We start from the raw sequence: 23,668 nt of genomic DNA, 5'->3' as shown, positions 1-23,668 counted from the left end.
CAGGAATATGGTGTCGAGTCAGCGCGCCTCCGCCACCAGCAGCTGCACGGCGGCGGCCACGAGTTCGGCGTTGTCGGTGGCGATCTGCCCGTCGGGCAGCACGAGGGTGTCCTCCAGACCGATGCGGGTGGAGAACCCGCGCCGGGCCGCCACCCGCAGCACCGGCCACGCTCCGGCCGCCTCACCGTGCAGCAGGATCGGTGCCGAGGCCGGGTGCAACCGCGCCAGCAACGCCTCGGCGGTGGCCGCCGCACCACCGGCGGTCGGGTCGGTGACCTCGGCCAGCACCCGCAGCACCCGGTTGCGGTGCGGGGAGAGCGTGAAGTGGTGATCGGCGTCGGTGCCGGAGAAGATCCCGGCCTCCACCCCCACCCCGCGCTCCAGCAGTGCCGCGGCCACCGCGTCGGCACCGGGCTCGTGCCAGTTGACCGAGGCGTGATCGGGCAGCAGCGTCCACGCCTTGATCGAGCGCACCCGCGTGTCGGTGTCCGGCGCCGTCCACGCCCCGGTGGTCACCCCCACGCCCACCCCCGGCGCGGCGGCCCGCACCGCGCGCAGCGCCGCGGCCACGGCGTGCGGGTCGAGGGTGTCGGTGCCGTCGGCGCTCTTGGGATGCAGGTGCACGTCGGTGGCGCCGGCGGCCACCGCATCGGCGGCGGCCTTGGCCAGCTCCTCCGGCCGCACCGGCAGGTGGAAGTGCTCACGCGGTGACCGGGCGCCGTTCAGGCAAACCTGCAGCATGCGCCGATCGTCCCCCATCCGGTGCACCTGCGGTAGTTGACGAACTCGTTTCGTGATCAACACGCACCCGCACGGGGGCTTGCGGGTGCGCCACTATCGTGGACGTCGTGTTGAGCGACAGGATCGCGCGCGGCGTCGCCGACGGGCACATCACCGAGACCTACTTCCGCTGGGCCAGCCCGCACGCCCGCCCCGGCACCCGCGTGACCACCAGCGCGGGCGACATCGAGATCACCGAGCTCACCGAGGTCGACCCCGACGCGCTCACCGACACCGACGCCGCCCGCGCCGGATTCCGCTCCGCCCAGGGCCTGCGCACGTCCCTGGCCCGGCACACCGGCCGCACCTGGCGCCTGAGCCTGACCCACCTCGGCTCGTCCACACCCGCCCCGGAGACCGTCGAGCTCACCGAGACCCGGCGCCACCAGATCCAGACCGATCTGGCACGGCTGGACGCGGGCACCCCGCGCGGGCCCTGGACCCGGGCGCTGCTCGAACACCTCCACGACCACCCGGCGCCCACCCCGGCCGAGCTCGCCACCGCCCAGAACCGCCCGGTGGCCCGCACCAAGACCGACCTGTGGCGGCTGCGCGAACTCGGCCTGGTCACCACCAGCGCCGGCCGGATCCACCTCACCGGCCTGGCCCGCACCTACCTCGCTCAGTAGCGGGTGCCCATCACCTCACGCACCTGCGCCAAGGTGGCCTCGGCCAGCTCGGTGGCGCGGGCGTTGCCCGCGCGCAGCACCGACCGCAAATACCCCGGGTCGGCGGCCAGCTCCGCCCGCCGCGCCCGCAACGGCGCGAACGCACCGTTGACGGCCTCGGTCACCCGTGCCTTGAGCGCCGCCGCACCACCCGAACCGACCTCGGCGGCGACCTCACCCGGATCCCGGTCCTCGCACAGCGCGGCCAGCAGCACCAGACTGGCCACCTCCGGGCGGGTGCCGGGTTCGTAGGTGATGTGGCGGTGCGCGTCGGTCTTGGCGCCCCGGATCAACCGGGCGGTCTCCTCGGCGGTGGTGCCCAGCGTGATCGCGTTGCCGCGGGACTTGCTCATCTTCGTGCCGTCGGTGCCCAGCAGCAGCGGCGCCGAGCTCAGCAGCGCCTCCGGTTCGCCGAACACCGGCCCGTGGCGGTCGTTGAAGCGCCGCGCGATCAGGCGGGTCACCTCCAGGTGCGGCAGCTGATCGGCGCCCACCGGCACCAGGTTGGCCTTGCAGAACAGGATGTCGGCGGCCTGGTGCGCGGGATAGGTGAACATCAGGCCCGACACCCCGGCCTGGCGGGAGTGGCCGATCTCCTCCTTGACGGTGGGGTTGCGCTGCAGCTCCGGGACCGTGACCAGGCTCAGGAACGGCAGCATCAGCTGGTTGAGGGCGGTCACCGCGCTGTGGGTGAAGATCATCGCCTCGTCCGGGTCGATCCCGGCGGCCAGGTAGTCGGCGACCAGGCCCAGCACGTGGGTTTCGAGGTCGTCGGCGACGTCGCGGTCGGTGAGGACCTGGTAATCGGCGATCACCAGTCCCAGCTCCACGCCCCGGCGCTGCAGCCGCACCCGGTTGTGCAGGGTGCCGAAGTAGTGGCCCAGGTGCAGCGGCCCCGTCGGGCGGTCGCCGGTGAGGATCCGGAACCGGGAGGGATCGGCGGTGATCTCGTCCTCCAGCTCGGCGCTGCGGCGCGCGGCCGGGGACACCTCGACAGTGCTGGTCATCGTGGGGTCCTTTCGGGGTCTGGCCGCCGACCGGGACCCGCGCCTGCGACGAGGCGCACCACAACAACAGGGCCGTCGGTCGAACGGCCCCGGGGTGGTTGAGGAAGTACCGCAGTGCGGGTGGCCGCTCCTTAGCTGGAGCGCCACCAGGAAAGACGACTGCTGCGGATCACGACTCCCAGCATAACCGCCCCGCCCCTCACCCGGGGTCAGGTGATGGTGAAGGTCATCGTGGTCTCGGTCAGCGCGAACCCCAACCTTCGGTAGAGCCGCTGGGCCGGGTTGCCCACCGTCACCGCCAGCCCCGCCCGCTCGTACTCGCCCGCCAACCCCGCCAGCGCGCGCCGCAGCAGCAACCCGCCCAGACCGGCGTAGTCGGGTGCGCGGCGGCGGAAGACGTCGCTGACCCACGCCTCACCGGCGCGGTCGTTGACGATCAGCCCGGCCACCACCGCGCCCGCCGCGTCGGTGACCAGGGCGCTGCGGCCCAGCAGCGGGCCCAGCACCCGGCCCGACAGCAACGGCTGCAGCAGACCCGCGCGCACCGCGTCATCGTCGGCGGCGACGTGATCGGGATGCCCGGGCGGGTAGGCCTCCCGCCAGGCCGGCACCAGCGCCTCGGCCGCCCGATCGCACGGGCCGATCCGCAACGGCTCCGGCGGCCGCAGACTCCCCCACTCGGCGGGTGGTGGGTCGGTGCGCAGGTCGCGGTGCATCGTGTGGGCGTGGCGGCGCAGCCTCGCCCCCGCGCGGATCAGCCGCTGCCCGTCGGCGAGGTCGGTGACCACGTTCCAACCGGGCAGCCGCGCCCGCAGCAACCCCCACACGTCCTGGCCGTCGGCGGCGATCAGCCGCGCCATGCGCGGCGCACCGGCCAGCGGCACGCAGCGCGCGGTCGCGGTCGCGCCGTGCAGGTCCACGACCTCACCGGTTCCGCTCTCGTGCAGCATTCACCGACCTCTACACCCGCAAATCCCCTCGCACAAGCGGTTTTTGCGGTTCCAGGGCCGGGTCGTCAGGGGCGGTCTTCGGCGCCGAAGCGGTCGGTGAGGTCGCCCAGCAGCACCCGCAGCAGCTCGGTGAGCTGCTCGCGCTGGCCGGGATCGAGGGATTCCAGGAGGGTTTCCTCGTGGCGCAGCAGGTCGTCGACCCGGTCCTCGATGAGGTGGTGCCCGGTCTCGGTGAGCTCGACCTGCACGCTGCGTCCGTCGGTGCCGCCGCGCAGGCGGCGCACCAGGCCCCGCTGCTCGGCGCGAGCCACCCGCTGGGAGATCGCGCCGGCGCTGACCAGCGACTGGCGGGCGATCTCCCCGGCGCCCAACCGGTACGGGGGTCCGGCGCGGCGCAGCGTGGAGAGCAGGTCGCGGGTGGCGGCGTCCAGGCCGATGCGCGCGTCGGTGCGGCGGCGTTCGTCCTCGAGGAGTTTCGCGATGCGCCAGATCCGGGTGATGATCCCGATCGAGGCAACCGGCATGCCCGGGCGTTCCCGCTGCCAGGCCGCCTGGATGCGGTCGACCCCGTCCTCACCGTGCGCCATGACCGCAGAGCCTAGAGCCATCGCGCCAGCCGAGTGCCCCCACCCGCGAACCCCACCCGCGAACCCGGCCCGCGAACCCGGCCCGCGAACCCGGCCCGCGAACCGGGCACGGCATGATCAACGGCATGATCGATCCGCGACTGCGCGACCGCGTCGCCGTCATCACCGGATGCGACACCGCCCTGGGCATCTCCGCGGCCATCGCCCGCGCCCTGGCCCGCCAGCAGGTGCGGCCGCTGCTGATCACCGAACCCGGCGCCGACGACCACCTCACCCCCGCGCTGCGCGCCGACGGCCACACCGCCGAAGCCCTGGCCGTGGACCTCACCGACCCGCACGCGCCCCAGCAGGTCTACGACACCGCCGAGGCACGGTTGGGGCCGGTGGAGATCCTCGTGCTCAACACCGCCCCCTCCCGGCTCGACACCTTCACCCGCGCCCGCGGCGCCGAGGAGCTCACCGCCACCGGCATCGACGCCCACCACGAGCGCGGCACCCGCGCACCGGCGCTGCTCATCGCCGAACACCACCGCCGCCACCGGGCACGGCGCGGCGAGTGGGGGCGCATCATCACCCTCAGCACCGACGTCTCCGACGGCGCGCCCGGGCAGGTCTCGCGCGCCGCGGCCGCCCACGCCCTGGAATCGCTGTCGCGCTCGGCCGCCCAGGAGTTCGGGCCCACCGGCATCACCGTCAACATCATCGCCTGCGGCGCGGTGCGCACCGGGTGGCTGCACCGCGACGACGCCGCCCGCCTGGCCGAGACCAGTCCCCTGGGCCGCCTCGGGCACCCCGACGACATCGCCGACATCGCCGCGTTCCTGGCCTCCCACCAAGCCCGCTGGCTCACCGGCCAAACCCTCTACGCCGGTGGCGGGCGCCGCATGCGCTGACCCCGGGGCACCCCAGTTGTGGTGCGCATTACCCGTGCTGAATCGGTCCCGCCGCGCCGCGGCTGTGATCCGCGACCGGTGTCCCACAGCCCGGCGGCGCTGGGGATAGCATCCCGAGACAGATCCAACACCCACCCGTCGAGCAGGAGAACGAGACCTCATGACCAAAGCTCCCGTCACCGTGACCGTCACCGGTGCGGCCGGTCAGATCGGCTACGCGTTGCTGTTCCGGATCGCCTCCGGTCAGCTCATCGACGCCGAGACCCCGATCAAGCTGCGGCTGCTGGAGATCCCGCAGGCGGTCAAGGCTGCCGAGGGCACCGCGATGGAGCTCGACGACTGCGCCTTCCCGCTGCTGGAGAGCATCGACATCACCGACGACGCGCGCACCGCCTTCGACGGCACCAACGTCGCGCTGCTGGTCGGTGCCCGCCCGCGCGCCAAGGGCATGGAGCGCGGTGACCTGCTCGAGGCCAACGGCGGCATCTTCAAGCCCCAGGGCGAGGCCATCAACGCCGGCGCCGCCGACGACGTGCGCGTGCTGGTGGTCGGCAACCCCGCCAACACCAACGCGCTGATCGCCCAGGCCCACGCCCCGGACGTGCCGGCCGAGCGCTTCACCGCCATGACCCGCCTGGACCACAACCGCGCGCTGACCCAGCTCGCGCAGAAGCTGGGCGTGTCGGTCACCGACATCAAGAAGATGACGATCTGGGGCAACCACTCCGCCACCCAGTACCCCGACCTGTTCCACACCGAGGTCGGCGGCAAGATCGCCGCCGAGCAGGTCGAGCAGTCCTGGCTGGCCGACGAGTTCATCCCGACCGTGGCCAAGCGCGGCGCGGCCATCATCGACGCCCGCGGCGCCTCCTCGGCGGCCTCGGCCGCCAACGCCGCCATCGACCACGTCCACACCTGGGTCAACGGCACCCCGGACAGCGACTGGACCTCGGCCGGTGTGGTCTCCGACGGTTCCTACGGCGTGCCGGAGGGCCTGATCTCGTCGTTCCCGGTCACCGCCCGCGACGGCAAGTTCGAGATCGTCCAGGGCCTGGACATCGACGAGTTCTCCCGCGCCCGCATCGACGCCTCCGTCGCCGAGCTCACCGAGGAGCGCGACACCGTCGCCAAGCTCGGCCTGGTGTGACCTGGCGATCGTGAGCTCGAAGCCGGGGGCGTGATCATCGCCCCCGGCTTTCGCTCGTGCAGGGCCGGAAAAATCCTGTTGCCGCGTCCCGGGCGGCCCGCCAGCATCGGTGCATGAGCCGCCCCGCCGAACGCATCGCACTGTCCCGGGCGGTGCTGCACCGCCCGGGACAGGCCGACACCGCCGCGCTGCACCGCGCCGTCACCGAATCCCTGCACCACCTGCGGCCCTGGATGCCGTGGGCCGCGGGCGACTACCCGCTCAGCGCCGCCGAGGCCTTCATCGACGAGGCCACCGGCCACTGGCAGGCCGGCACGGCCTTCACCTACCTCATCACCCGCGATCAGGTGGTCGCAGGCGCGATCTCGCTGGAAGGACGCATCGGCGACGGCGGCCTGGAGATCGGCTACTGGTTGCACCCCGACCACACCGGGCGGGGCCTGGTCACCACCGCCGCCGGAGCCCTGACCGAGCAGGCGTTCGCGCTGCCGGGCATCAGCCGGGTGGAGATCTGGCACGACGCGGCCAACACCGCCAGCCGCGCCATCCCCGAGCGCCTCGGGTTCACCTGCGTCGACCAGTACCACCCACCGCGCTTCGCCCACACCCCGGCCAAGGCCGGCGTCGAAGTCGTCTGGCGGCTCACCCGCCCCGACTAGGCGTCGTTGTCGCGGGTGGACTCGGAACCGGTTCGGGTGCGCAGTTGTTCGGTGAGCGCGTCGATCTGCGCTTCGGCGCGCTCAGCGCGGGACCGGTCCTGCTCCGCGGCCTGCTGCGCGGCGGCCAGCCGGTCGGCGCCCGCTCGGCGTTCGGCCGCCAGGCGCTCGGCCGCCTCCTCCCGCACCCGCTGGAGCTCTGCGGCCTGCTGCTCGCGCAGCTGGGCGAGTTCGGCGCGCTGGCGCTCGATCTCGGCTCGGGAGTCCTGCGCGGCCTGGCGCAGTTCGGTGAGCTGATCGCGCGCGGTCTCGGCGGAGGCCTCAGCGCGGGCTGCGCGCTCAGCGGCCTCCGAACGGCGCGAGTCGGCCTCGGCGACCTCGCGGCGCGCCTGCTGCTGGGCGGCCTGGACCTGCGCGGCCGCCTCGGCGCGCGCTTTTTCCAGGTCGCCGTGGGCGGCGGCGATCTGCTCGTCGGCGTCCTCGCGGGCCCGGGCGACCAGCCCGTCGGCTTCCCGGCGGGCCGCGGCGGCGGCGACCTCGGCCTCGTTGCGGGCTGATTCCACCTCCTGCTCGGCCTCCCGCCGAGCCCGGGTGGCGTCCTCGCGGGCCTGGTCTGCTTGGGCGCGGGCGGTGTCGGCCTCGCGGGTGGCGTTCTCGGCGGTGGCCACGGCGTCTTCCGCGGCCTCCTCGGCGGACTGGCGGGCCTGCTCGGCCTCGCGCCGCTGCTGCTGGGCGGTGGCCAGAGCCTGCTCGGCCTGGGCGATGCGGTGCGCGGCCTCGGCCTGGGCGGCCTGGATCTGGGCCTCGGCGGCCGACGGATCGGCCAGTGTGGCCAGTTCTTCCAGCCCGGCGCGCAGGTTGCGGCCCAGCTGCTCGGACAGCAACCGGTACTGGCGCAGCAGTTCCTCGGCGCGCATCCGCGCCGAGTCGAACTCGCTGGAGCCCTGCGGCGCGGCGGCCGGGGCCTGCTCGGCCACCGCTTGGAGGCGCTGGCGCTGCTTCCACGCCCGCCAGCGGGTGTGCTCGGGCAGATCGCAGTACTCGGGCGGGCGCCCGGGCCCGGAGGGTCGTTCCACCTCCCGGTCGCATCCGGGGAACCGGCAGATCCCCTCGGTGTTGTCCTCGGCCCGCTGCGGCTGCTCACTCACGATCAGTGACCGTACCAACGGCCCCGCCGGGTCTGATCACCGCAGGTGAGGGGACAATCCCGGGTGTGGAATTGCATGCCGAGTGCTCGCGGTGCTTCGGGTTGTGCTGCGCGGCGCTGCCGTTCACGGCCTCCGCCGATTTCGCCGTCGACAAACCCGCCGGGACCGCCTGCGGGAACTTGCTGGCGGACTTCTCCTGCGGCATCCACGAACGCCTGCGCGACGAAGGCTACGCGGGGTGCACGGTGTTCGACTGCTTCGGCGCCGGCCAGCACCTCTCGCAGCACACCTTCGGCGGGGTCTCGTGGCGGCAGGAACCGCGGTCCCGGGAACCGATGTTCGCGGCGTTCCCGGTGATGCGCGGGCTGCACGAACTGCTGCACTACCTCACCGACGCCCTCGACCGCCCCGAAACCGCGCCCCTGCACGCAGATCTGCGCACCCGCCACACCGAGCTCACCAGCCTGACCGAGCAGGACGCCGCGAGCCTGCTGGCCCTGGACCTCGACGCCGAACGCGCCCGCACCGGGGACCTGCTGGCCCGCGCCAGCACCCTCGTGCGCTCCCGCCCCGGGCCGGAGCATCGCGGCGCCGACCTGATGGGGCGCCGCCTGAGCCGGGCGGATCTGCGCGGAGCCCACCTGCGCGGTGCGCTGCTCATCGCCGCCGACCTCCGCGACGCCGATCTCCGGCGAGCGGACCTGTTGGGCGCGGATCTGCGCGACACCGACCTGCGCGGAGCCGACCTGACCGGGGCGCTGTTCGTGACCCGCCCGCAGATCGCCGCCGCCCGCGGCGACACCTCCACCCGCCTGCCCGGCCTGCAACACCCGCGGCACTGGGAATCCGGCTAGCCGCGCGCGATCGGCTCATCCGCACCCGCCGGCAGGTGCCCGAGGGGGTGGCGCAGGAAGTGCTCGGTGCCGAACAGCGCCCGGCGCGCCTCCGGGTCCAGACCGCCGAGCTGGGCGGGCAGCGCGCCGCGCTGCACCTCGCTGCGATGCGCCAGCACCGCCGCGGTCTTGACCCCCAACCACGCGGCGATGTCCACCGAGACGCTCACCTGCTCATCGGGCACCGCGTGCACCGCTTTGCGCTCCCCGACCAGATCGCGGATCGGTGCCAGCGCCGAACGCGGGTGCGTCACCGAGTACAACGCCTCCGGAGACCACGGCTCCCCGGTCTCGGGGTAGAGCTGTTCGAGGGCGGCGGCGTGCACGGCCAGCATCGTGATCCGGTGGGTCTGCACGTGGTCGGGGTGCCCGGAGATGCCGCCGCAGGCGTCGTGGGTGATGACCACCTCCGGCCGGAACTCCCGCAGCTGCCCCACCAGGCGGGCCACCGCCTCCTCCAGCGGCGCGTCCAGCAACCGGGCGCACCCCGGGGCGGATTCGGGCACGCGCGCGTCGGCGTAGCCGAGCAGGCGCGGTTTGCCCGCACCCAGCACCCGCAGTGCCTCGCCGAGTTCGGCGGCACGCGTGGTGTCCTCGACCCAGGTCGCGGTCACCACGCCGGTGCGCGCCCCGGCTTCGGCGTGGCGCGCCAGCACACCTCCGGCCGACAACGACTCGTCATCGGGATGGGCGAACACACCGAGCAGGCTCGGAACCCTCATGCCAGGACCACCTCGTCATCGGCTGCGACCAGCGCGCCGGATCCTAAGCCGCCACCTCCTGCCGGTGCCCGCTGGTGGCTTGTTCCCGCAGCCGCGCTGTCGCGAACACGTCGATCCACGCCTCCGAAACCGGTTGGATCCGGACGAAACTCGTGAGGCTGCTCGTCGTGCCCCGGGGGGCGACGCTCCGCCATCCAGTGGTGCCCGGGTTCGGCCGAATCGGTCTCGCGCAGCCCGCGGCGGCTGCGAGACTCACACGACATGACCCCGGTCGTCCCCGACGTGCCCACCCGCAGCCACCGCCGACGCGGCACCGCACCGGCCCTGGCGATCGCGATCGCACTGGGGTTGTGCGCCGGGGCCGCCACCGCCCTGGCCCAAGGCAGGCTGCCCGCCGGGTGGGCACCGCTGGCCAACTCCAGCGGATCCTGGACCCTGCTGGCGTTCCTGCTGGCCCTGCCCGCGCCCACGGCGCTCACCGGCGCGCTCTGCGGGTGTACGGGCCTGGTGGGCATGCTCGCCGGATACGTGGCCACCGACCTCGCCCGCGGCTACCCGTCCTCGACCGGGCTGCTGGTGTTCTGGGGTGCTGCGGCGGTGCTGGCCGGGCCGCTGCTGGGCCTGGGCGCGCAGTGGTGGCGGCGACGGCCGGGAACCCGTGCCGCACTGGGGCTCTCAGCCCCGTGCGGGGTGCTGCTGGGTGAAGCCGGGTACGGGCTCACCGTCCTGGCCGCCTCCACCGACCCCCGCTACTGGTGGGGCCAAGCCGTCGGCGGCGTGCTCCTGCTGGGCGCGGGCGCGGTGCGGAAGCTGCGCGGTGTCGGCGCGTGCGCGCAGGCGGTCCTGTTCACCGCTGCGGTGGCCACCGCGTTCCCGGTGCTGTACCTGCACGGCAGCGTGGTGCTGCTGCTGGTGCCGTGATCATCGAGCCTGCTTGGTCACCGTGGGCGTTCCGCTCGTCGATTCATCGCCGCCGGGACACGCCGGAGGAGAATCGCCGCAGTTCGTTCGGCGAACGGCCGGGCTCGCGCCGTTCGCCGAATTTCGGCGCGAGAGCGGTGGCGAGTGCGGGACGGATCGGGGTGATCGCTCTACGGTCCCGAACATGGCCGGTAAACCCATTTCCCGCTACTACAACTTCGGAGTCACCTTCCGGTGGGTTCAGGGCGAATCCCGCATCGCGGTCAAACGCGGCTACGTGTGCGAGGGGCATTCCTTCTTCGTCCTCAAGCGACCCCCGTTCGAGATCACCGACCTTCCCGGCGTCGATCCGCAGCACGATCGCCACACCTGGCTGGCCGCGATCCCGGCCCACCCCGTCGAATGGGGAAACGACAGGTATTTCCTCAGAACCGCCCACGCGTGGGCCTCGAACAACGTCACCCTGATCGACCCGAACAACCGCACCGATTCCGCGGGAAAGAACCGTCACGGCACGCGACCACGTGTCCCAGGCGGATGAACCCGGCACCTACCACCGCATTCACCACACCGAGCACAACGAAAACTCCCACGCCCTTCCCATGCCCGGCGCCCGAACCATTCGGGTCTCCTTCCCACGTCGAAAACCGCGACATTCGCGTGTCGAAAACCCCGGTTTTCGCGCGACGAATGTCGCGGTTTTCGACAGGTCAGGTGAGAACGGGGGCCGGAGGTGTCGTGACTCCCGGTCTGCGACGGCTGGGGGTCATCGGCGGTAGAGGTCGGTGAGCAGATCGACGACCTTGCCGGTGTGGGGGTGGCGTTCGTCGCGCCACCACAGCACGCGCACCGGGATGGGCGGGGCGTCGCGCACCCGCCGGAACACCACGCCGCTGCGCCGGTACTGGGTGAGGGTGGCTTCGGAGGTGATGCCGACGACGCGCCCGCTGGAGACGGCGGTGAGCCAGTCGTCGACGTCGGAGGTCTGCTCGAACTCCGGCTGGTGCTCCGGCGGCCACAGCTGCGGGGTGGTCGAGCCCGCGCGGCGGTCGAGGAGCACCGTGCGCTCGGCCAGGTCGTGCAGCCGCACGAACCGCCGCCGCGCCCACTCGTCGTCGGTCGCCATCGCGCAGTAGCGGCGTTCCAAGCCCACCACGACGTCGGAGAAGCGCTTGCGGTCGGGTTCGGAACGCACCACCGCCACGTCGCAGGCACCTTCGGCCAGCCCGGCGGTGGCGGAGTTGGTGCGCACCAGCTGCAACCGCACGTCCGGGAAGTCGCGCGCCCACCGGCGCTGGAAGTCCACGGTGTGCCGGCCCAACGCCGACCACGCGTGCCCCACCCGCACCCCCGCCTGCTCGCTGGTGGCCTCACGCACGAGCTCATCGGTCTCGGCCAGCACCCGGCGGGCGCGGGTCAGCACGCGCGCACCGGCGGCGGTCGGGGCGATCTGGCGGCTGGTGCGCCGCAGCAACCGCACCCCCAGGGCGTTCTCCAACCCCGCCAGGGTGCGCGAGACCTGCGCTTGGGACAGGCCGAGTTCGACGGCGGCGTCGGTGAAGCTGCCCGCCTCCACGATCGCGACCAGGCATCTCAGCTGCCGCACCTCCACATCCATACCTCAAGCGTATCGGCGGCGTGGCGGATGCATTTTGCGCAACGAGCCCGCGGCGGCAGGCTCACCGCCATGACCAGCACGCAGCTCCCCGCACCCCCGGCCGCCGACCCCGCCTCGCGGGGCGCCGGGGTGGCGCTGATGTCGGGCAGCGCCCTGTCCAACCAGACCGGGGCGGCGATCGGATCGCTGGCCTTCGACACCATCACCCCGGCCGGAGTCGTGGCGGTGCGCCAGTGGATCGCCGCCCTCGTGCTGCTGGCCACGACCCGCCCGCGCTGGCGGGAGTTCACCCGCGCCCAGTGGCGCCTGGTCCTCGCGCTGGCCGGGGTGTTCGCCGTCATCAACCTCGCCCTCTACAGCGCTGTGGACCGCATCGGACTCGGCCTGGCCGTCACCCTCGAATTCCTCGGCCCCCTCGCCGTGGCGCTGGCCGGCTCGCGCCGCCGCATCGACCTGGCCTGCGCGCTGCTGGCCGCCACCGGTGTCGCGGTGCTGATGCGCCCTGAGCCCACCAGCGACTACCTCGGCATGGGGCTGGCGCTGCTGGCCGCGGCGTGCTGGGCGGGCTACATCCTGCTCAACCGCGCCCTGGGCCGCAGCCTGCCCGGCGCGCAGGGCACCGCCACCGCCTGCGGCCTGTCCGGGCTGGTGTTCGTCCCGATCGGCATCGCCGTCCTGCTCACCCACCCGCCGACCGGCCCGGCACTGGGCTTCGCGATCACCGCGGGCGTGCTGTCCTCAGCGGTGCCGTTCCTGTGCGACGCCCTGGCCCTGCGCCGCGTCACCGCCCCGCTGTTCGCGATCGTCGCCAGCCTCAACCCGGTCCTGGCCGCCACCACCGGCCTGCTCATCCTCGACGAGCACCTCGACGCCGCGCAGTGGGCCTGCATCGCCGCCATCGTCGCCGCCAACACCACCACGATCCTCACCCGCCGCTGAGCGACTCACGCCGAGCCGCGGGCCGTCCGCCCGCCCCCGTCGGCGTAGCTCAGCAGCCGGTCCCGATCGGTGACTGTGATCTTCCCGCGGTGCAGCCGGATCAATCCTCGCTCGGCCAGCTCACCCAGGGCGGTGGTGGTGCGTTCGCGGGTGGCGCTGACCAGACCCGCGAGCTGGTGGTGGGTCAACCGGACCGGTTCCGGCACCGCGCCCCGCGAGGCCCCCGCGGTCAGGCTCCACAGGGTGCCGGCGAGGCGTTCGGCGAGGGTTTTGGAGGCGAGATCGGTCAGCCTGCGCTCCAGCTCGGTGATGCGCTGTTGCATCCGCTCGGTGATGCGCTCGGCGATCCTCGGATCGGCCAGCAGCAGCCGCCGCACGTCCTGCGGGCTCATCACGCACAGCACGCAGGACTCCAGCGCCTCAGCCCAGTTGCCGCCCATCCGGATCCCGATCAGCGGGACCTCGCCGAAGACGGTGCCCGGACCGAGCAGCGCCGTGGTGACCGCCTGTCCCGACGAGCCGATCCGGTACAGGCGCACCCGGCCGCGCTTGATGATGAACAGGGTGCCGACCGACCGCTGCGGGCTGTGCAGGATCTCGCCCGCCGCGACGGTGCGCAGCGGGGCGCGTGCGCCCAGGTCGACCATCTCCCGCCGCGACAGGTCGCGGAAGAGGTCGACTTCGGACAGGCAGTACGGCTCCTCCTGCACAGGCCCTCCCCGGATGGTGGTGCCCCGTCCCCACCATCGGCCTCAGCAGGGCGGTGCGTCGAGGCCTTCGGTCACGCGTGGGCGGTGCGCCGCCGCAGCGCGAACAGCACGGCCGCGGTCACGATGCCGTAGATCAGATGCCCCATCAGGCTCTGCATCGCGGTGGCCCCGAGCTGCAGCACGGGCATGCCCAGCGCGGCGGGCATGAGCAGCAAACCACCCAGCACCCACCAGAGCACGCCGTAGGCGACACCGGCCGCCAGCAGCGGCCAGAACCGGGTCGACGGCGCGATCAGGCCGAAGCCGGCACCGAGGATCACCGAGATCGCCAGGTGCACCACGACGCCGACACCGGCGCCGCCGGCCCCGACCAGCATCGCGATCATCGGCAACATCCCCGTCGCGGCCATGAGGACGCCGAAGACGATCCCGCCGCCGAGCCCGGCCACAGCACCGGTCAGGGCACGCGAGAGGCCCACCTGCATCGGATGAGCGGGGTGAACGGTCGCGGACATGGTCGTCTCCTTCCCCTTCGCGAGTGCAGGCACCAGCCTCACCCCACCCCGCGGGCGATGTCGGTGACACCGGTGACACAACACCGGATCCCCGGGCCGGAAAAATCTCGGAGAAAACTCGGGTGCGATGTCGAGAATCGCGTTTCGGCGCCGTCCCCGGGGTGAAAGGCGGTCACAATGACCGCACGAGCTCCGAAGGAGACGATGATCATGGCCAAGTATCTGCTGCTCAAGCACTACCGGGGCGCTCCGGAGGCGGTCAACGACGTGCCGATGGACCGGTGGAAGCCCGAGGAGGTCGACGCGCACATGCGCTACATGAACGACTTCGCCGACCGCCTCAAGACCACCGGTGAGTTCGTCGACGGCCAGGCCCTGGCCCCGGAGGGCACGTGGGTGCGCCACGACGGGCCCGGCAAGCCCCCGGTCACCGACGGCCCGTTCGCCGAGACCAAGGACCTCATCGCCGGGTGGATGGTCATCGACGTCGAGGACTACGACCGCGCTGTGGAGCTGGCCGGGGAACTGTCGGCGGCACCCGGCGCGGGCGGCGAACCCATCCACGAATGGCTGGAGCTGCGCCCGTTCCTGACCGCCCCGCCCACCATCACCGAGTAACACCGGTGGACGAGACCGCGGTGCGGGCGTGGAGCCCAGCCGTCATCGGCGTCCTGCGCCGTCGCGGAGCCGACTTCGCCGCGGCGGAGGACGCCGTGCAGGAAGCCCTGCTGGAAGCGGTGCGGACCTGGCCGCAGGACCCGCCCCGCGACCCGAAGGGCTGGCTGGTCACCACCGCCTGGCGCAAGTTCCTCGACTCGACGCGCAGCGAGACGGCACGACGCCACCGGGAAACCCGCGTTCAGACCGAACCCGAACCCGGGACCGTCCCGGACGCCGACGACACGCTCGAGCTGTACTTCCTGTGCGCCCACCCGAGCCTGAGCACGAGCTCGGCGGTGGCGCTGACGCTGCGCGCGGTCGGCGGCCTGACCACCCGCCAGATCGCCGAGGCCTACCTCGTTCCCGAATCCACCATGGCCCAGCGCATCAGCCGCGCCAAGCGCACCGTCGCCGGTGCCCGCTTCACCCACCACGGCGAGGTGGGCACCGTGCTGCGGGTGCTGTACCTGGTGTTCAACGAGGGCTACTCGGGGGATGTGGACCTGGCGGCCGAAGCGATCCGCCTGACCCGTCAACTGGCCGCCATCACCGACGACCCCGAGGTGCGGGGGCTGCTGGCGCTGATGCTGCTGCACCACGCCCGCCGCCCGGCGCGCACCGACCCGGACGGGCGCCTGGTACCGCTGGCCGAGCAGGACCGCACCCGCTGGGACACCCGCCTGATCAGCGACGGCGTCGCCCTCCTGCAGCGAGCCCTGGCGGCGGACCGGTTGGGCGAGTACCAGGCGCAGGCGGCCATCGCCGCCCTGCACGCCGACGCGCCCACCGCCGCCGAGACCGACTGGCCGCAGATCGTGGAGTGGTACGACGAACTGCTGGCGCTCACCGGTTCGCCGGTGGTGCGGCTGAACCGGGCGGTGGCCGTCGGCGAGGCCGACGGCCCGCACGCGGGCTTGGCGGCACTGGCCGACTGCGACCCGTCGGTGCCGCGCCACACCGCCACGCGTGCCTACCTGCACGAGCACGCGGGTGACCGGGAGGTGGCGGCGCGGTTGTACGCCGAGGCGGCGCGTTCGGCGAGCAGTGTCGCCGAACGCGACCACCTCCTGCGTCAGGCGGCCCGGCTCAATTCCGGGGCGTGATCAGACTTCGACGATGGCGATGTGGTTGCCGTCGGGGTCGCTGATCATGAACAGCAGCGGTGCTCCGGGGCTGGATTCGGGTTCGGAGTCGATCTGGACCCCGCCGAGGGCGCGCAGTCGAGCGTATTCGCCGTGCACGTCGGCGGTCTCGACGCCGATGCCGCAGCCGCCGGGTTGCCCGCCGCCCATCGGCGGGTTCAGCGCCAGGCGCGAGGTGGACCCGGGCGGGGCGACCTCCAGCCAGCGGTACTCGCCGTCGGGTCCGAAGCGGGTGTCGCCGCGAACCTCCCAGCCGAGCTTGCCGGTGTAGAACTCCAGGGCGGCGTCCTGGTCGGCGACGGTGAACATGGTGACGCCGATGTTGGTGACGGTCGTGGATGCGGGCGTATGTGTGGTCATGCACTAGGGACTACCCGGGTGCGCGAAATTCATCGCGGAAACCCCAAGATCCTTTCGTCACCGTGACCGAACGGATTAGGGGGATTGCTCGGATGAATCCGGTTGGGATCGGGTCGCTTCGGCCACCAGATGCGCCGGATCGCGGGTCAGCGACAGCGCCACGTGGTCGTAGAGCTGGGTGATGGCCGCCGAGGAGTGCCCGAGCGCGTCGCGGCGGTCCTCCAGGGCCGCGCCGTGCTGGCGGGCGATGGTGTTGAAGGTGTGGCGCATCGAGTGCGGGGTGATGCGCTGCGGCATCGGCACCCCGGCCTGGGCCGCCAGGGCCTGCACGAGCCGGTAGATCTGGTGACGGTTGACCCGCCGCCCGTCCCGGGTGATCACCAGCGCATCGGTGTCGGCCTCGGGCCGCTGCTGCAGGTAGGCGTCGAGCACCCCGTGCAGGCCGTGCGGGATGGGCCGGGTGCGCACCTTGCCGCCCTTCATCCGCACCGTGAGCACCCGCATCCCCTCGCGCTGCCCGAGATCGGCCAGATCGGCGTGGCAGAGCTCGGAGACCCGCACGCCCAGGTCGATCAGCAGCGCCATCACCAGCGCGGCGGCCTGCGGCCCCAGCGTCCGATGCCGGTAGGAGCGGCTTTCGGCCAGCATCACCGAGGCCTGCTCGGCCGAAACGCTGGTGGTCGGCGAGTGCCGGCGGTCGTAGCGGGGCCGAGCGGCATCACGGGCCGGGTTGGCGTCGATGGCTCCGGCGCGCACCAGGTGGGTGTAGAAGCTGGAGACCGCGGCGATCTTGCGCGCCCTGGTGGAGGCCGCCGGGGGCCTGCCCGTGCGCGGGTTGGCGGTGGCGGCCAGCTCAGCGGCGTACATCTGCACCTCCGGCAGCCGCACGGTCAGCGGGTCGAGGTCGCGGCGGGTGCACCAGTCCAGGTACTCGCGCAGGTCCCGGGTGTAGGCGCTGCGGGTGTCGGCGGAGTCGGTGAACGAGCCCAGCCAGGAGGCGATCAGCGCGGTGAGGGTGTGGCCGGTGCGGGTGGTCGCGGCCAGCAGTTCCGTTTGCGCCCGCGTGCCCACCGAGCTGCCGCCACCCGCCGCCTGAATCTCCATGATCCCATCTTACCGCACATAAGCGCGATTATGCGCGCCTCCCTTCTGTCCGTTTTCCCTCGTCAGAGTTCCGTTTCGTTGGTTCCATAACGTTAGTGACGTAATTAGTTGGTGGGCGGGTGGAACTGGAGCGGAATCTGCCCGGCGCCTTCACCACGAGCGCGGACACACCACACCCTCGGGGGTGATGAACTGGAGCTGAGGATCGCGGTGGGCGGTGTTCAGCGAAGAACCGCTTCGCCCCAGACCGCTGAGGCGCTGCACTCAGAATCGATGTTGTCCACCTGCAGCAGCAGCCGCTCACCATCGGCCACGGGCACGTCGAGCAGGCCCACTTCCCCTGGCCGCAGTTCCCGACTGGCGAGCTCTCGACCGTCGAGCTCCACGACGAATCGGGTCACGGTGCCGGCGGGCGCACCGTCAGCGATGCCCAGCGTGGCCTGAAAACGCTGAAATCGCCGGTCGAGGGCGAACAGCTCGTGGCCGTCATCGGATTTCGAACAGGTGGAGCCGATGACGCTGTGCGGGTGTACCTGCCCGTCGAAGGTCGCGTCGCCACGTCGCCACTGGCCGTAGCCGCCGTCGATCTCCACCACCTCGGACAGCCACGTCCTGGTCGTCGACGGCACCACAGGAGCCGGCGGTGGCTACTTCCGCGACGCTTCACCGGAATGGCGGCGTCCGGACCTGCCCAGGGGAGGTCCTCTTCACTGCCTCCCGCTGCTCGGGGCCTGCGTTCGGCGTCCGGTGACCTGCGCGAAGGTCAGCAGCTGACCGCGGTCGGCGTCGAGCATGGGGATCGTGGCGCGAGAACCGCTCCTGACGAGCTCGTCGGGGCTGTGTTCGGCGCAGACCTCGCACCACAGTTTCCAATCGAGCCAACCCTCCGGTTGCGCTCGGCTCGCGGTGACCTCGATCAGGCCGGTCTGCTCCCACTGGAAGCGCCACCACTCCGGTGTGTGAAACGGCAGCACCTCCCAGCCCGCGCCGGACCGCAGGTGCGCGGGAACGCCGCCGAGCTCGCGCAACTCGCGGTGCAGGGACGGCACGGCGATCGACAGCCACCCACCCGGTTTGAGGAACTTGCTGATGTAGCCGACGTAGAGGTCGTCAGTGCCGAAGTAGTGGTAGGTGCCCACGGACAGGATCGCGTCGAACTGTTCCGGATCGAAGGGCAGATCATGGGCCTCGGCGCGCACCGCGTGGACCCGATCCGCGACATCCGCCCGGTCGAATCGCGCAGCGTTGTCCTCGGGCGGGACCCACAACTCCGATGCCCACACCTCGACGTCGTACTCGCGCGCCAGGAAGATCGAGGTCATACCCGGTCCGCACCCGAGGTCGAGGACCTTCATCCCCGGTTCGAGGGGGCAGTCCCGAACGAGGTCTTCCAGCAGCCACAGGGGGTTGGGCCCCATGCAGTTGTCGACCATCCACTGCGGGTCGTAGGTGGCCGAACGCGGGTACGTGTCAGCTCTGATGAGCGCTGCCAGCGAAGTCACGGCCCATCACTAGCAGCCGGCCTGAACCCGGGCCAACGGAATTTCTCGACTGCCGTGATCCGCTCCACCTGCGCTAGAGGCAGGTCGCCGAGGCCGTAGAACTCCTTGCGGCAGAACGACGGCCGCGAGAATTCGCGGGTGCGGCGCAGGTGGTGGCGCTAGGGTCCGGGGATGTCTCGAATCGAGGTGAGCGCCGAGGACCTGGCCGGCTCGGTGCGGTTGTCGCTGGCTGTGTTGCGGCAGGTGCCTGCCGAGGCGTGGCGGGAGAAGGCCGGTTCGTTGGAGTGGGATCGGTGGGAGACCGTCGAGCACCTCAGCGACGACCTGTTCTCCTACGCCGTGCAATTGGGCCCCGCGAACCCGCCGCAGGACCGCGAGATGCCGTTCCTCTGGCGGCCGCGCCGCGACGGTGGCCCGTTCAACGCGGTGCACGCCGATCCCGACACCGGCCCGGACGGCTTGTTGCTGACCCTGGAGGCCACGGCCGCCTTGCTGGTGGCGATGGTGCGCACCACCCGCCCTGACCTGCGCTCCTACCACGTCTTCGGTGTCTCCGACGCGGAAGGTTTCGCGGCGATGGGCGTGGTGGAAACGCTCGTGCACACCCACGACGTCACCGACGGTCTGGGCCTTGATTGGGAGCCGCCGGCGGAGCCGTGCGCGAAGGTGCTCGACCGGCTCTTCCCCGACGCTCCCACCGACGCCGAGCCGTGGCCGGCGTTGCTGTGGTGCACCGGCCGCGCCGAAACCCCGGGGCGTGCGCGGCTGACCCGCTGGCGCTGGGACGGCACGCCCCGGGACCGGCTCAGTGGGCGAGTTTGAGGCCGACGACGCAGGTGATCAACCCCAACAGCAGGGCGATCTTGACCGGGGAGATCGATTCGTCGCCGGTCGCCATCGAGTAGCCGATCGTGAGCACGGCACCGATGGCCACCCACACCGCGTACGAGGTCCCGGCGGGAAGGGTGCGCATCGCCAGGGCCAGTCCGCCCATGCTGACGGTCAGACCGGCGAGGAACACCAGTGAGGGGACTAGCCGGGTGAAGCCTTCGGACTTGCTCAGGGCCACGGCCCAGACGGCTTCGAACATGCCGGAGATGATCAGGACGATCCATGCCATGACGTGCGCGCTCCTCCGCGCCTGCACCGTCTTTGCATGTCCAGGTACGGTGCGCCTCGTCCGGATCCTCGTCACCACCGATTCTGCCCAACCCCACCGCACGGGTCAGCTCGGAACCCGGTGAGCTCGCCCACCACGACCTCACCCGATGCCGGGTGCGAGTTCGGCCGGGCGGGGCAGGACGGTGTCGCGCCAGCCGGGCCCCATGCGCTCGCGGGCGGCCCGCTCGCGGTGATCGTCGAGATCGAACCGGTGTGCTGCGGTTCCAGGCGTGTACCACCGGCTTCGGCTCGAAGCCGCCACGTCCACGAGCTCCCCTCCGGCCGAAGTGTCGAGGCGAACCCCAGCGATGCCGACGTTGGGGTGCCCCGGCCCGTGCTCGCGCGGTCGAAGGGCTGGTGGGCCGGGGTGGGGTGAGGTTTCACACCGATGGGCCACCCGGGTGGATAACCATACAGTCCATCGCATAAACTTTCCGCATGTCCAAGGTTCTGACGTCTCTGCCGGTCGGCCAGCGGGTCGGCATCGCCTTCTCCGGGGGTCTCGACACCTCCGTCGCCGTGGCCTGGATGCGCGACAAGGGCGCGGTGCCGTGCGCCTACACCGCCGACATCGGGCAATACGACGAGTCCGACATCGCTTCGATCCCGGGCCGGGCCAAGGACTACGGCGCCGAGATCGCGCGCATGGTCGACTGCCGCGAGCCGCTGGTCGAGGAGGGTTTCACGGCGCTGGCCTGCGGGGCGTTCCACATCCGCTCGGGTGGGCGCACCTACTTCAACACCACTCCCCTGGGCCGCGCGGTGACCGCCACGCTGCTGGTGCGGGCGATGCTGGCCGATGACGTGCAGATCTGGGGCGACGGGTCGACGTTCAAGGGCAACGACATCGAGCGGTTCTACCGCTACGGGCTGATGGCCAACCCGCGGCTGCGGATCTACAAGCCGTGGCTGGACGAGGACTTCGTCCAGGAGCTGGGCGGCCGGCAGGAGATGTCGGAGTGGCTGGTCGAGCACGGTCTTCCCTACCGGGACTCGGCGGAGAAGGCCTACTCCACCGACGCCAACATCTGGGGTGCCACGCACGAGGCGAAGTCGCTGGAGCACCTCGACACCGGCATCGAGATCGTGGACCCGATCATGGGTGTGCGGTTCTGGGACGAGTCGGTGGCCATCGCGCCCGAGGACGTGACGGTGTCGTTCGTGCAGGGCCGGCCGGTGGCCATCAACGGCAAGGAGTTCTCCTCGCCGGTCGACCTGGTCCACGAGGCCAACGCGATCGGCGGCCGGCACGGTCTGGGCATGAGCGACCAGATCGAGAACCGCATCATCGAGGCCAAGAGCCGCGGCATCTACGAGGCCCCGGGCATGGCGCTGCTGTTCACCGCCTACGAGCGGCTGGTCAACGCCATCCACAACGAGGACACCGTGGCCTCCTACCACAACGAGGGCCGCAAGCTGGGCCGGTTGATGTACGAGGGTCGTTGGTTCGATCCGCAGGCGCTGATGCTGCGGGAGTCGCTGCAGCGCTGGGTGGGTTCGGCGATCACCGGTGAGGTGACGTTGCGGCTGCGCCGGGGTGAGGACTACTCGATCCTCGACACCCGCGGCCCGGCGTTCTCCTACCACCCGGACAAGCTGTCGATGGAGCGCACCGAGGACGCCGCGTTCGGCCCGACCGACCGGATCGGCCAGCTGACGATGCGCAACCTCGACATCGCCGATTCGCGGGCGAAGCTGGAGGGTTACGCGCAGCTGGGGCTGGTCGGCAAGGCGCAGACCGAGCTGGTGGGGTCGCTGCAGGCCGGTGGTGCTGAGGCGATCGCGTCGGTGGGTGCCGAGGAGTCCGAGTCGCAGGCGCTGGATCGCGCGGCGATGGAGTCGGGCACCGACTGACCTGGGTTTTCACGTCATGGCCGTTCGCGCGGGTCGCACCGCGCGGGCGGCCATGATCGCATTGGCGCCCGGTGGTGGCGCGTGCGGGGGCGCTGCCTTCGGGGCCCGCGGGTGGTGTGGTTAGGGTCCGTGGAACAACCGGGGACGGGGAGGTAGGTCAGTTGTCGGGTGACCGGCCGAGTGCGCAGGAACTGGAAGCCGCCAGCGGGGCCACGATCGGGGATGTGCTGGCGCCGGATCTGACGGTGCTGTTCTGCGGGATCAACCCGGGTTTGTGGTCGGGTGCCACGGGTTTTCACTTCGCGCGTCCGGGCAACCGGTTCTGGCCGGTGCTGCACGCCAGCGGTTTCACCCCGCGCGAGCTGGCCCCCTCGGAGCAATCGGAGCTGCTGGGGCTGGGTTTGGGCATCACGAACCTGGTCTCGCGGGCGAGCGCGAAGGCCGCCGATCTCTCCGACGACGAACTCGCGGCCGGGGCCGAGGTGCTGGCGCAGAAGGTCGCGCGGTACCGGCCGCAGTGGGTGGCGGTCGTGGGCATCACCGCCTACCGGGCGGCGTTCGGAGCCAAGCGCGCCACGTTCGGTAGGCAAGATCGGACGATCGGTGAGGCCGGGGTGTGGGTGTTGCCCAATCCCAGTGGCCTGAACGCGCATTGGTCGGCGGCGACGCTGGCGGCGGAGTTCGGGCAGCTCAGGCAAGCGGTCATGGCCGATGACGAGTGCCGGTGCGGATGAGGGCCGTGGGTTAGGGAACACGGGGGTGTCCTTTACCGGTCCGTGACCGGTAGGGTCTGCTCCGCCGGAAGGGAAGTCCCCGATCCGGTGACATTGGCCGTTTGCTGACGCAGAGTCGATACGGATGACTATTCAAGACGATCTTGCTCGACCGTGGTTCCAGCCCGTGGTCCCCTCGGAAGCGCAACAGCAGCAACCGGACCCGGGATCCCCGACGACACGCATCATGGGCCAGCTGCCCGTGGACCCCACGGACCAGGTCAACACCGCAGGCCAGGTCGCTCCCGCGGAGTCCGTGAACCCCGTGGGGCAGGTGAGCCCGGTGGACGAGGTTCCCGCCGCGCCGCAGGCGGGCGAGTTCCGCACCGCTGCCCCGCAGCAGCAGTTCGACCGAGCCCCTTTCGACCAGGCCCCGTTCGACGCCCCGCAGTTCGATCAGCCGTCGCAGGGGTCGTTGCCGCCCCGTCCGAGCACGGCGATGTCGCAGGGCACGACCTTCGCCGAGGCCCTCGATCCCGGTGGCTACCCGTCCCGCTCCCCCGAGGCGGGTCAGGACGCGATCGCCGGTGACACGGCCTTCCAGGCCTTCTACGCCGACGAGCCGGCGTCGATGCCCTCGATCCCCCCGTCCCCCCAGCCCCCGATGTCGCAGCCGTCGATGTCGCAGCCCGGGATGCCGCCGCAGCCGCCGATGGGTGGTGGCCCGGAGATGGCGGGCCTGCCGTTGGCTCCGCCGCCGGTGCCCGAGCACGTCGAGGTCACCCAGCCCTACATTCCCGCGATCCGCGATGAGCAGCCGGAGTTCGCCAAGCGCCTCAACCCCGAGGTGTCGGCGGCTTCACCTGCGGCGTTGACGGGTCCGCAGCCCGCGGTGGGCGGCAAGCCGGCGGCGGCTCCGCGCAAGCGCGGTTTGATGCGGCGCGTGGTGCGCCGGATCATCGGACCGGACCTGCTGCGCAAGGACCCGCCGAAGAAGCGCCGCTAGAGCTCTTCTCCA

29 protein-coding genes and 1 riboswitch are annotated in these 23,668 nt (G+C 71.8%); of the genes, 14 read left to right on the top strand and 15 right to left on the bottom strand.

Annotation, left to right across the window (positions count from 1 at the left end; genetic code table 11):
• Positions 1 to 18 precede the first annotated feature (18 nt).
• Entirely contained in the window at positions 19 to 741 is a 723-nt protein-coding gene (locus QFW96_RS04920; protein WP_281454315.1) for a 3-keto-5-aminohexanoate cleavage protein, read from the bottom strand.
• A 107-nt stretch (positions 742 to 848) separates the two neighbouring features.
• Here QFW96_RS04920 and QFW96_RS04915 point away from each other — a divergent pair, with 107 nt between their 5' ends.
• Positions 849 to 1,409 carry an ASCH domain-containing protein gene (locus tag QFW96_RS04915; protein ID WP_281454314.1) on the top strand — a complete coding sequence of 187 codons (561 nt, stop codon included), beginning with the start codon at positions 849 to 851 and terminating at the stop codon, positions 1,407 to 1,409.
• Here QFW96_RS04915 and trpS read toward each other — a convergent pair.
• The 3 genes from trpS to QFW96_RS04900 all read right to left on the bottom strand — a co-directional run bounded on the left by trpS (position 1,403) and on the right by QFW96_RS04900 (position 3,992).
• A complete protein-coding gene (gene trpS / locus QFW96_RS04910) occupies positions 1,403 to 2,455 on the bottom strand; it encodes a tryptophan--tRNA ligase (protein WP_281454313.1) in 1,053 nt (350 codons plus the stop codon). The two genes, QFW96_RS04915 and trpS, sit on opposite strands and share 7 nt — an antisense overlap.
• A gap of 209 nt (positions 2,456 to 2,664) precedes the next feature.
• Positions 2,665 to 3,405: a GNAT family N-acetyltransferase gene (locus tag QFW96_RS04905; RefSeq protein WP_281454312.1), complete on the bottom strand. Its 741-nt coding sequence runs from the start codon at positions 3,403 to 3,405 to the stop codon at positions 2,665 to 2,667.
• 65 nt (positions 3,406 to 3,470) lie between these two features.
• Positions 3,471 to 3,992, bottom strand: coding sequence for a MarR family winged helix-turn-helix transcriptional regulator (locus tag QFW96_RS04900; protein WP_281454311.1), 522 nt, complete (start codon positions 3,990 to 3,992; stop codon positions 3,471 to 3,473).
• Between the two features lie 125 nt (positions 3,993 to 4,117).
• Here QFW96_RS04900 and QFW96_RS04895 point away from each other — a divergent pair, with 125 nt between their 5' ends.
• The 3 genes from QFW96_RS04895 (at position 4,118) to QFW96_RS04885 (ending at position 6,691) form a co-directional block, all read left to right on the top strand.
• Positions 4,118 to 4,885, top strand: coding sequence for an SDR family NAD(P)-dependent oxidoreductase (locus tag QFW96_RS04895; protein WP_281454310.1), 768 nt, complete (start codon positions 4,118 to 4,120; stop codon positions 4,883 to 4,885).
• A 160-nt stretch (positions 4,886 to 5,045) separates the two neighbouring features.
• On the top strand, positions 5,046 to 6,032 hold the full coding sequence (locus QFW96_RS04890; RefSeq protein ID WP_281454309.1) for a malate dehydrogenase: 987 nt from the start codon (positions 5,046 to 5,048) through the stop codon (positions 6,030 to 6,032).
• A gap of 113 nt (positions 6,033 to 6,145) precedes the next feature.
• Complete coding sequence (locus QFW96_RS04885) at positions 6,146 to 6,691, top strand: GNAT family N-acetyltransferase (RefSeq protein ID WP_281454308.1); 546 nt, start codon at positions 6,146 to 6,148, stop codon at positions 6,689 to 6,691.
• Here the strand turns inward: QFW96_RS04885 and QFW96_RS04880 are convergent.
• Positions 6,688 to 7,836 (bottom strand): coiled-coil domain-containing protein, encoded by a 1,149-nt coding sequence (locus QFW96_RS04880; protein WP_281454307.1) that lies wholly within the window; start codon positions 7,834 to 7,836, stop codon positions 6,688 to 6,690. The genes QFW96_RS04885 and QFW96_RS04880 overlap by 4 nt on opposite strands.
• Before the next feature lie 56 nt (positions 7,837 to 7,892).
• On the opposite strand from QFW96_RS04880, the gene QFW96_RS04875 reads away from it, so the two are divergent.
• Complete coding sequence (locus tag QFW96_RS04875; RefSeq protein WP_281454647.1) at positions 7,893 to 8,690, top strand: pentapeptide repeat-containing protein; 798 nt, start codon at positions 7,893 to 7,895, stop codon at positions 8,688 to 8,690.
• On the opposite strand, the gene QFW96_RS04870 is transcribed toward QFW96_RS04875, so the two are convergent.
• The gene (locus QFW96_RS04870) at positions 8,687 to 9,451 is read right to left on the bottom strand and encodes a PIG-L family deacetylase (RefSeq protein ID WP_281454306.1); all 765 of its coding nucleotides are present in this window, start codon (positions 9,449 to 9,451) and stop codon (positions 8,687 to 8,689) included. The two genes, QFW96_RS04875 and QFW96_RS04870, sit on opposite strands and share 4 nt — an antisense overlap.
• A gap of 261 nt (positions 9,452 to 9,712) precedes the next feature.
• On the opposite strand from QFW96_RS04870, the gene QFW96_RS04865 reads away from it, so the two are divergent.
• Positions 9,713 to 10,372, top strand: a complete 660-nt coding sequence (locus QFW96_RS04865) for a DUF6518 family protein (RefSeq protein WP_281454305.1) — start codon at positions 9,713 to 9,715, stop codon at positions 10,370 to 10,372.
• 184 nt (positions 10,373 to 10,556) lie between these two features.
• Entirely contained in the window at positions 10,557 to 10,913 is a 357-nt protein-coding gene (locus tag QFW96_RS04860) for a hypothetical protein (RefSeq protein ID WP_281454304.1), read from the top strand.
• A gap of 225 nt (positions 10,914 to 11,138) precedes the next feature.
• On the opposite strand, the gene QFW96_RS04855 is transcribed toward QFW96_RS04860, so the two are convergent.
• On the bottom strand, positions 11,139 to 11,990 hold the full coding sequence (locus QFW96_RS04855; protein WP_281454303.1) for a LysR family transcriptional regulator: 852 nt from the start codon (positions 11,988 to 11,990) through the stop codon (positions 11,139 to 11,141).
• Positions 11,991 to 12,059: 69 nt separating this feature from the next.
• Between QFW96_RS04855 and QFW96_RS04850 the strand changes: the two genes are divergently transcribed.
• Complete coding sequence (locus QFW96_RS04850) at positions 12,060 to 12,929, top strand: EamA family transporter (RefSeq protein WP_281454302.1); 870 nt, start codon at positions 12,060 to 12,062, stop codon at positions 12,927 to 12,929.
• Positions 12,930 to 12,934: 5 nt separating this feature from the next.
• On the opposite strand, the gene QFW96_RS04845 is transcribed toward QFW96_RS04850, so the two are convergent.
• A complete protein-coding gene (locus QFW96_RS04845) occupies positions 12,935 to 13,639 on the bottom strand; it encodes a Crp/Fnr family transcriptional regulator (RefSeq protein WP_281454301.1) in 705 nt (234 codons plus the stop codon).
• A gap of 71 nt (positions 13,640 to 13,710) precedes the next feature.
• A complete protein-coding gene (locus QFW96_RS04840; RefSeq protein WP_281454300.1) occupies positions 13,711 to 14,154 on the bottom strand; it encodes a hypothetical protein in 444 nt (147 codons plus the stop codon).
• A gap of 210 nt (positions 14,155 to 14,364) precedes the next feature.
• Between QFW96_RS04840 and QFW96_RS04835 the strand changes: the two genes are divergently transcribed.
• Both QFW96_RS04835 and QFW96_RS04830 read left to right on the top strand, forming a co-directional pair.
• A complete protein-coding gene (locus QFW96_RS04835; protein WP_281454299.1) occupies positions 14,365 to 14,772 on the top strand; it encodes a YciI family protein in 408 nt (135 codons plus the stop codon).
• Between the two features lie 5 nt (positions 14,773 to 14,777).
• Positions 14,778 to 15,917, top strand: a complete 1,140-nt coding sequence (locus tag QFW96_RS04830) for an RNA polymerase sigma factor (RefSeq protein ID WP_281454298.1) — start codon at positions 14,778 to 14,780, stop codon at positions 15,915 to 15,917.
• Here QFW96_RS04830 and QFW96_RS04825 read toward each other — a convergent pair whose 3' ends face one another.
• The 4 genes from QFW96_RS04825 to QFW96_RS04810 all read right to left on the bottom strand — a co-directional run bounded on the left by QFW96_RS04825 (position 15,918) and on the right by QFW96_RS04810 (position 18,922).
• Positions 15,918 to 16,316 carry a VOC family protein gene (locus QFW96_RS04825; protein WP_281454297.1) on the bottom strand — a complete coding sequence of 133 codons (399 nt, stop codon included), beginning with the start codon at positions 16,314 to 16,316 and terminating at the stop codon, positions 15,918 to 15,920.
• Positions 16,317 to 16,391: 75 nt separating this feature from the next.
• Complete coding sequence (locus tag QFW96_RS04820; protein WP_281454296.1) at positions 16,392 to 17,420, bottom strand: tyrosine-type recombinase/integrase; 1,029 nt, start codon at positions 17,418 to 17,420, stop codon at positions 16,392 to 16,394.
• 221 nt (positions 17,421 to 17,641) lie between these two features.
• Entirely contained in the window at positions 17,642 to 18,016 is a 375-nt protein-coding gene (locus QFW96_RS04815) for an NPCBM/NEW2 domain-containing protein (protein WP_281454295.1), read from the bottom strand.
• 111 nt (positions 18,017 to 18,127) lie between these two features.
• Positions 18,128 to 18,922 (bottom strand): SAM-dependent methyltransferase, encoded by a 795-nt coding sequence (locus tag QFW96_RS04810; protein WP_281454294.1) that lies wholly within the window; start codon positions 18,920 to 18,922, stop codon positions 18,128 to 18,130.
• A 171-nt stretch (positions 18,923 to 19,093) separates the two neighbouring features.
• Between QFW96_RS04810 and QFW96_RS04805 the strand changes: the two genes are divergently transcribed.
• Positions 19,094 to 19,744, top strand: a complete 651-nt coding sequence (locus QFW96_RS04805; protein WP_281454293.1) for a hypothetical protein — start codon at positions 19,094 to 19,096, stop codon at positions 19,742 to 19,744.
• Here the strand turns inward: QFW96_RS04805 and QFW96_RS04800 are convergent.
• A complete protein-coding gene (locus tag QFW96_RS04800) occupies positions 19,728 to 20,042 on the bottom strand; it encodes a DMT family transporter (RefSeq protein ID WP_281454292.1) in 315 nt (104 codons plus the stop codon). The two genes, QFW96_RS04805 and QFW96_RS04800, sit on opposite strands and share 17 nt — an antisense overlap.
• Positions 20,043 to 20,062: 20 nt before the next feature.
• Positions 20,063 to 20,129: riboswitch (guanidine-III (ykkC-III) riboswitch) on the bottom strand.
• 54 nt (positions 20,130 to 20,183) lie between these two features.
• On the bottom strand, positions 20,184 to 20,345 hold the full coding sequence (locus QFW96_RS04795; RefSeq protein ID WP_281454291.1) for a hypothetical protein: 162 nt from the start codon (positions 20,343 to 20,345) through the stop codon (positions 20,184 to 20,186).
• 176 nt (positions 20,346 to 20,521) lie between these two features.
• Between QFW96_RS04795 and argG the strand changes: the two genes are divergently transcribed.
• The 3 genes from argG (at position 20,522) to QFW96_RS04780 (ending at position 23,656) form a co-directional block, all read left to right on the top strand.
• Positions 20,522 to 21,937, top strand: a complete 1,416-nt coding sequence (gene argG / locus QFW96_RS04790) for an argininosuccinate synthase (RefSeq protein WP_281454290.1) — start codon at positions 20,522 to 20,524, stop codon at positions 21,935 to 21,937.
• Positions 21,938 to 22,098: 161 nt separating this feature from the next.
• The gene (mug, locus tag QFW96_RS04785; RefSeq protein ID WP_281454289.1) at positions 22,099 to 22,671 is read left to right on the top strand and encodes a G/U mismatch-specific DNA glycosylase; all 573 of its coding nucleotides are present in this window, start codon (positions 22,099 to 22,101) and stop codon (positions 22,669 to 22,671) included.
• 226 nt (positions 22,672 to 22,897) lie between these two features.
• Positions 22,898 to 23,656 (top strand): hypothetical protein, encoded by a 759-nt coding sequence (locus QFW96_RS04780; protein ID WP_281454288.1) that lies wholly within the window; start codon positions 22,898 to 22,900, stop codon positions 23,654 to 23,656.
• Positions 23,657 to 23,668 lie beyond the last annotated feature (12 nt).

The sequence above is a fragment of the Saccharopolyspora ipomoeae genome, from assembly GCF_029952525.1.
Classification (GTDB): Bacteria; Actinomycetota; Actinomycetes; order Mycobacteriales; family Pseudonocardiaceae; genus Saccharopolyspora; species Saccharopolyspora ipomoeae.
The sequence above is the reverse complement of the archived record's forward strand: the minus strand, read 5'-3'. Positions and strand labels throughout refer to the sequence as shown.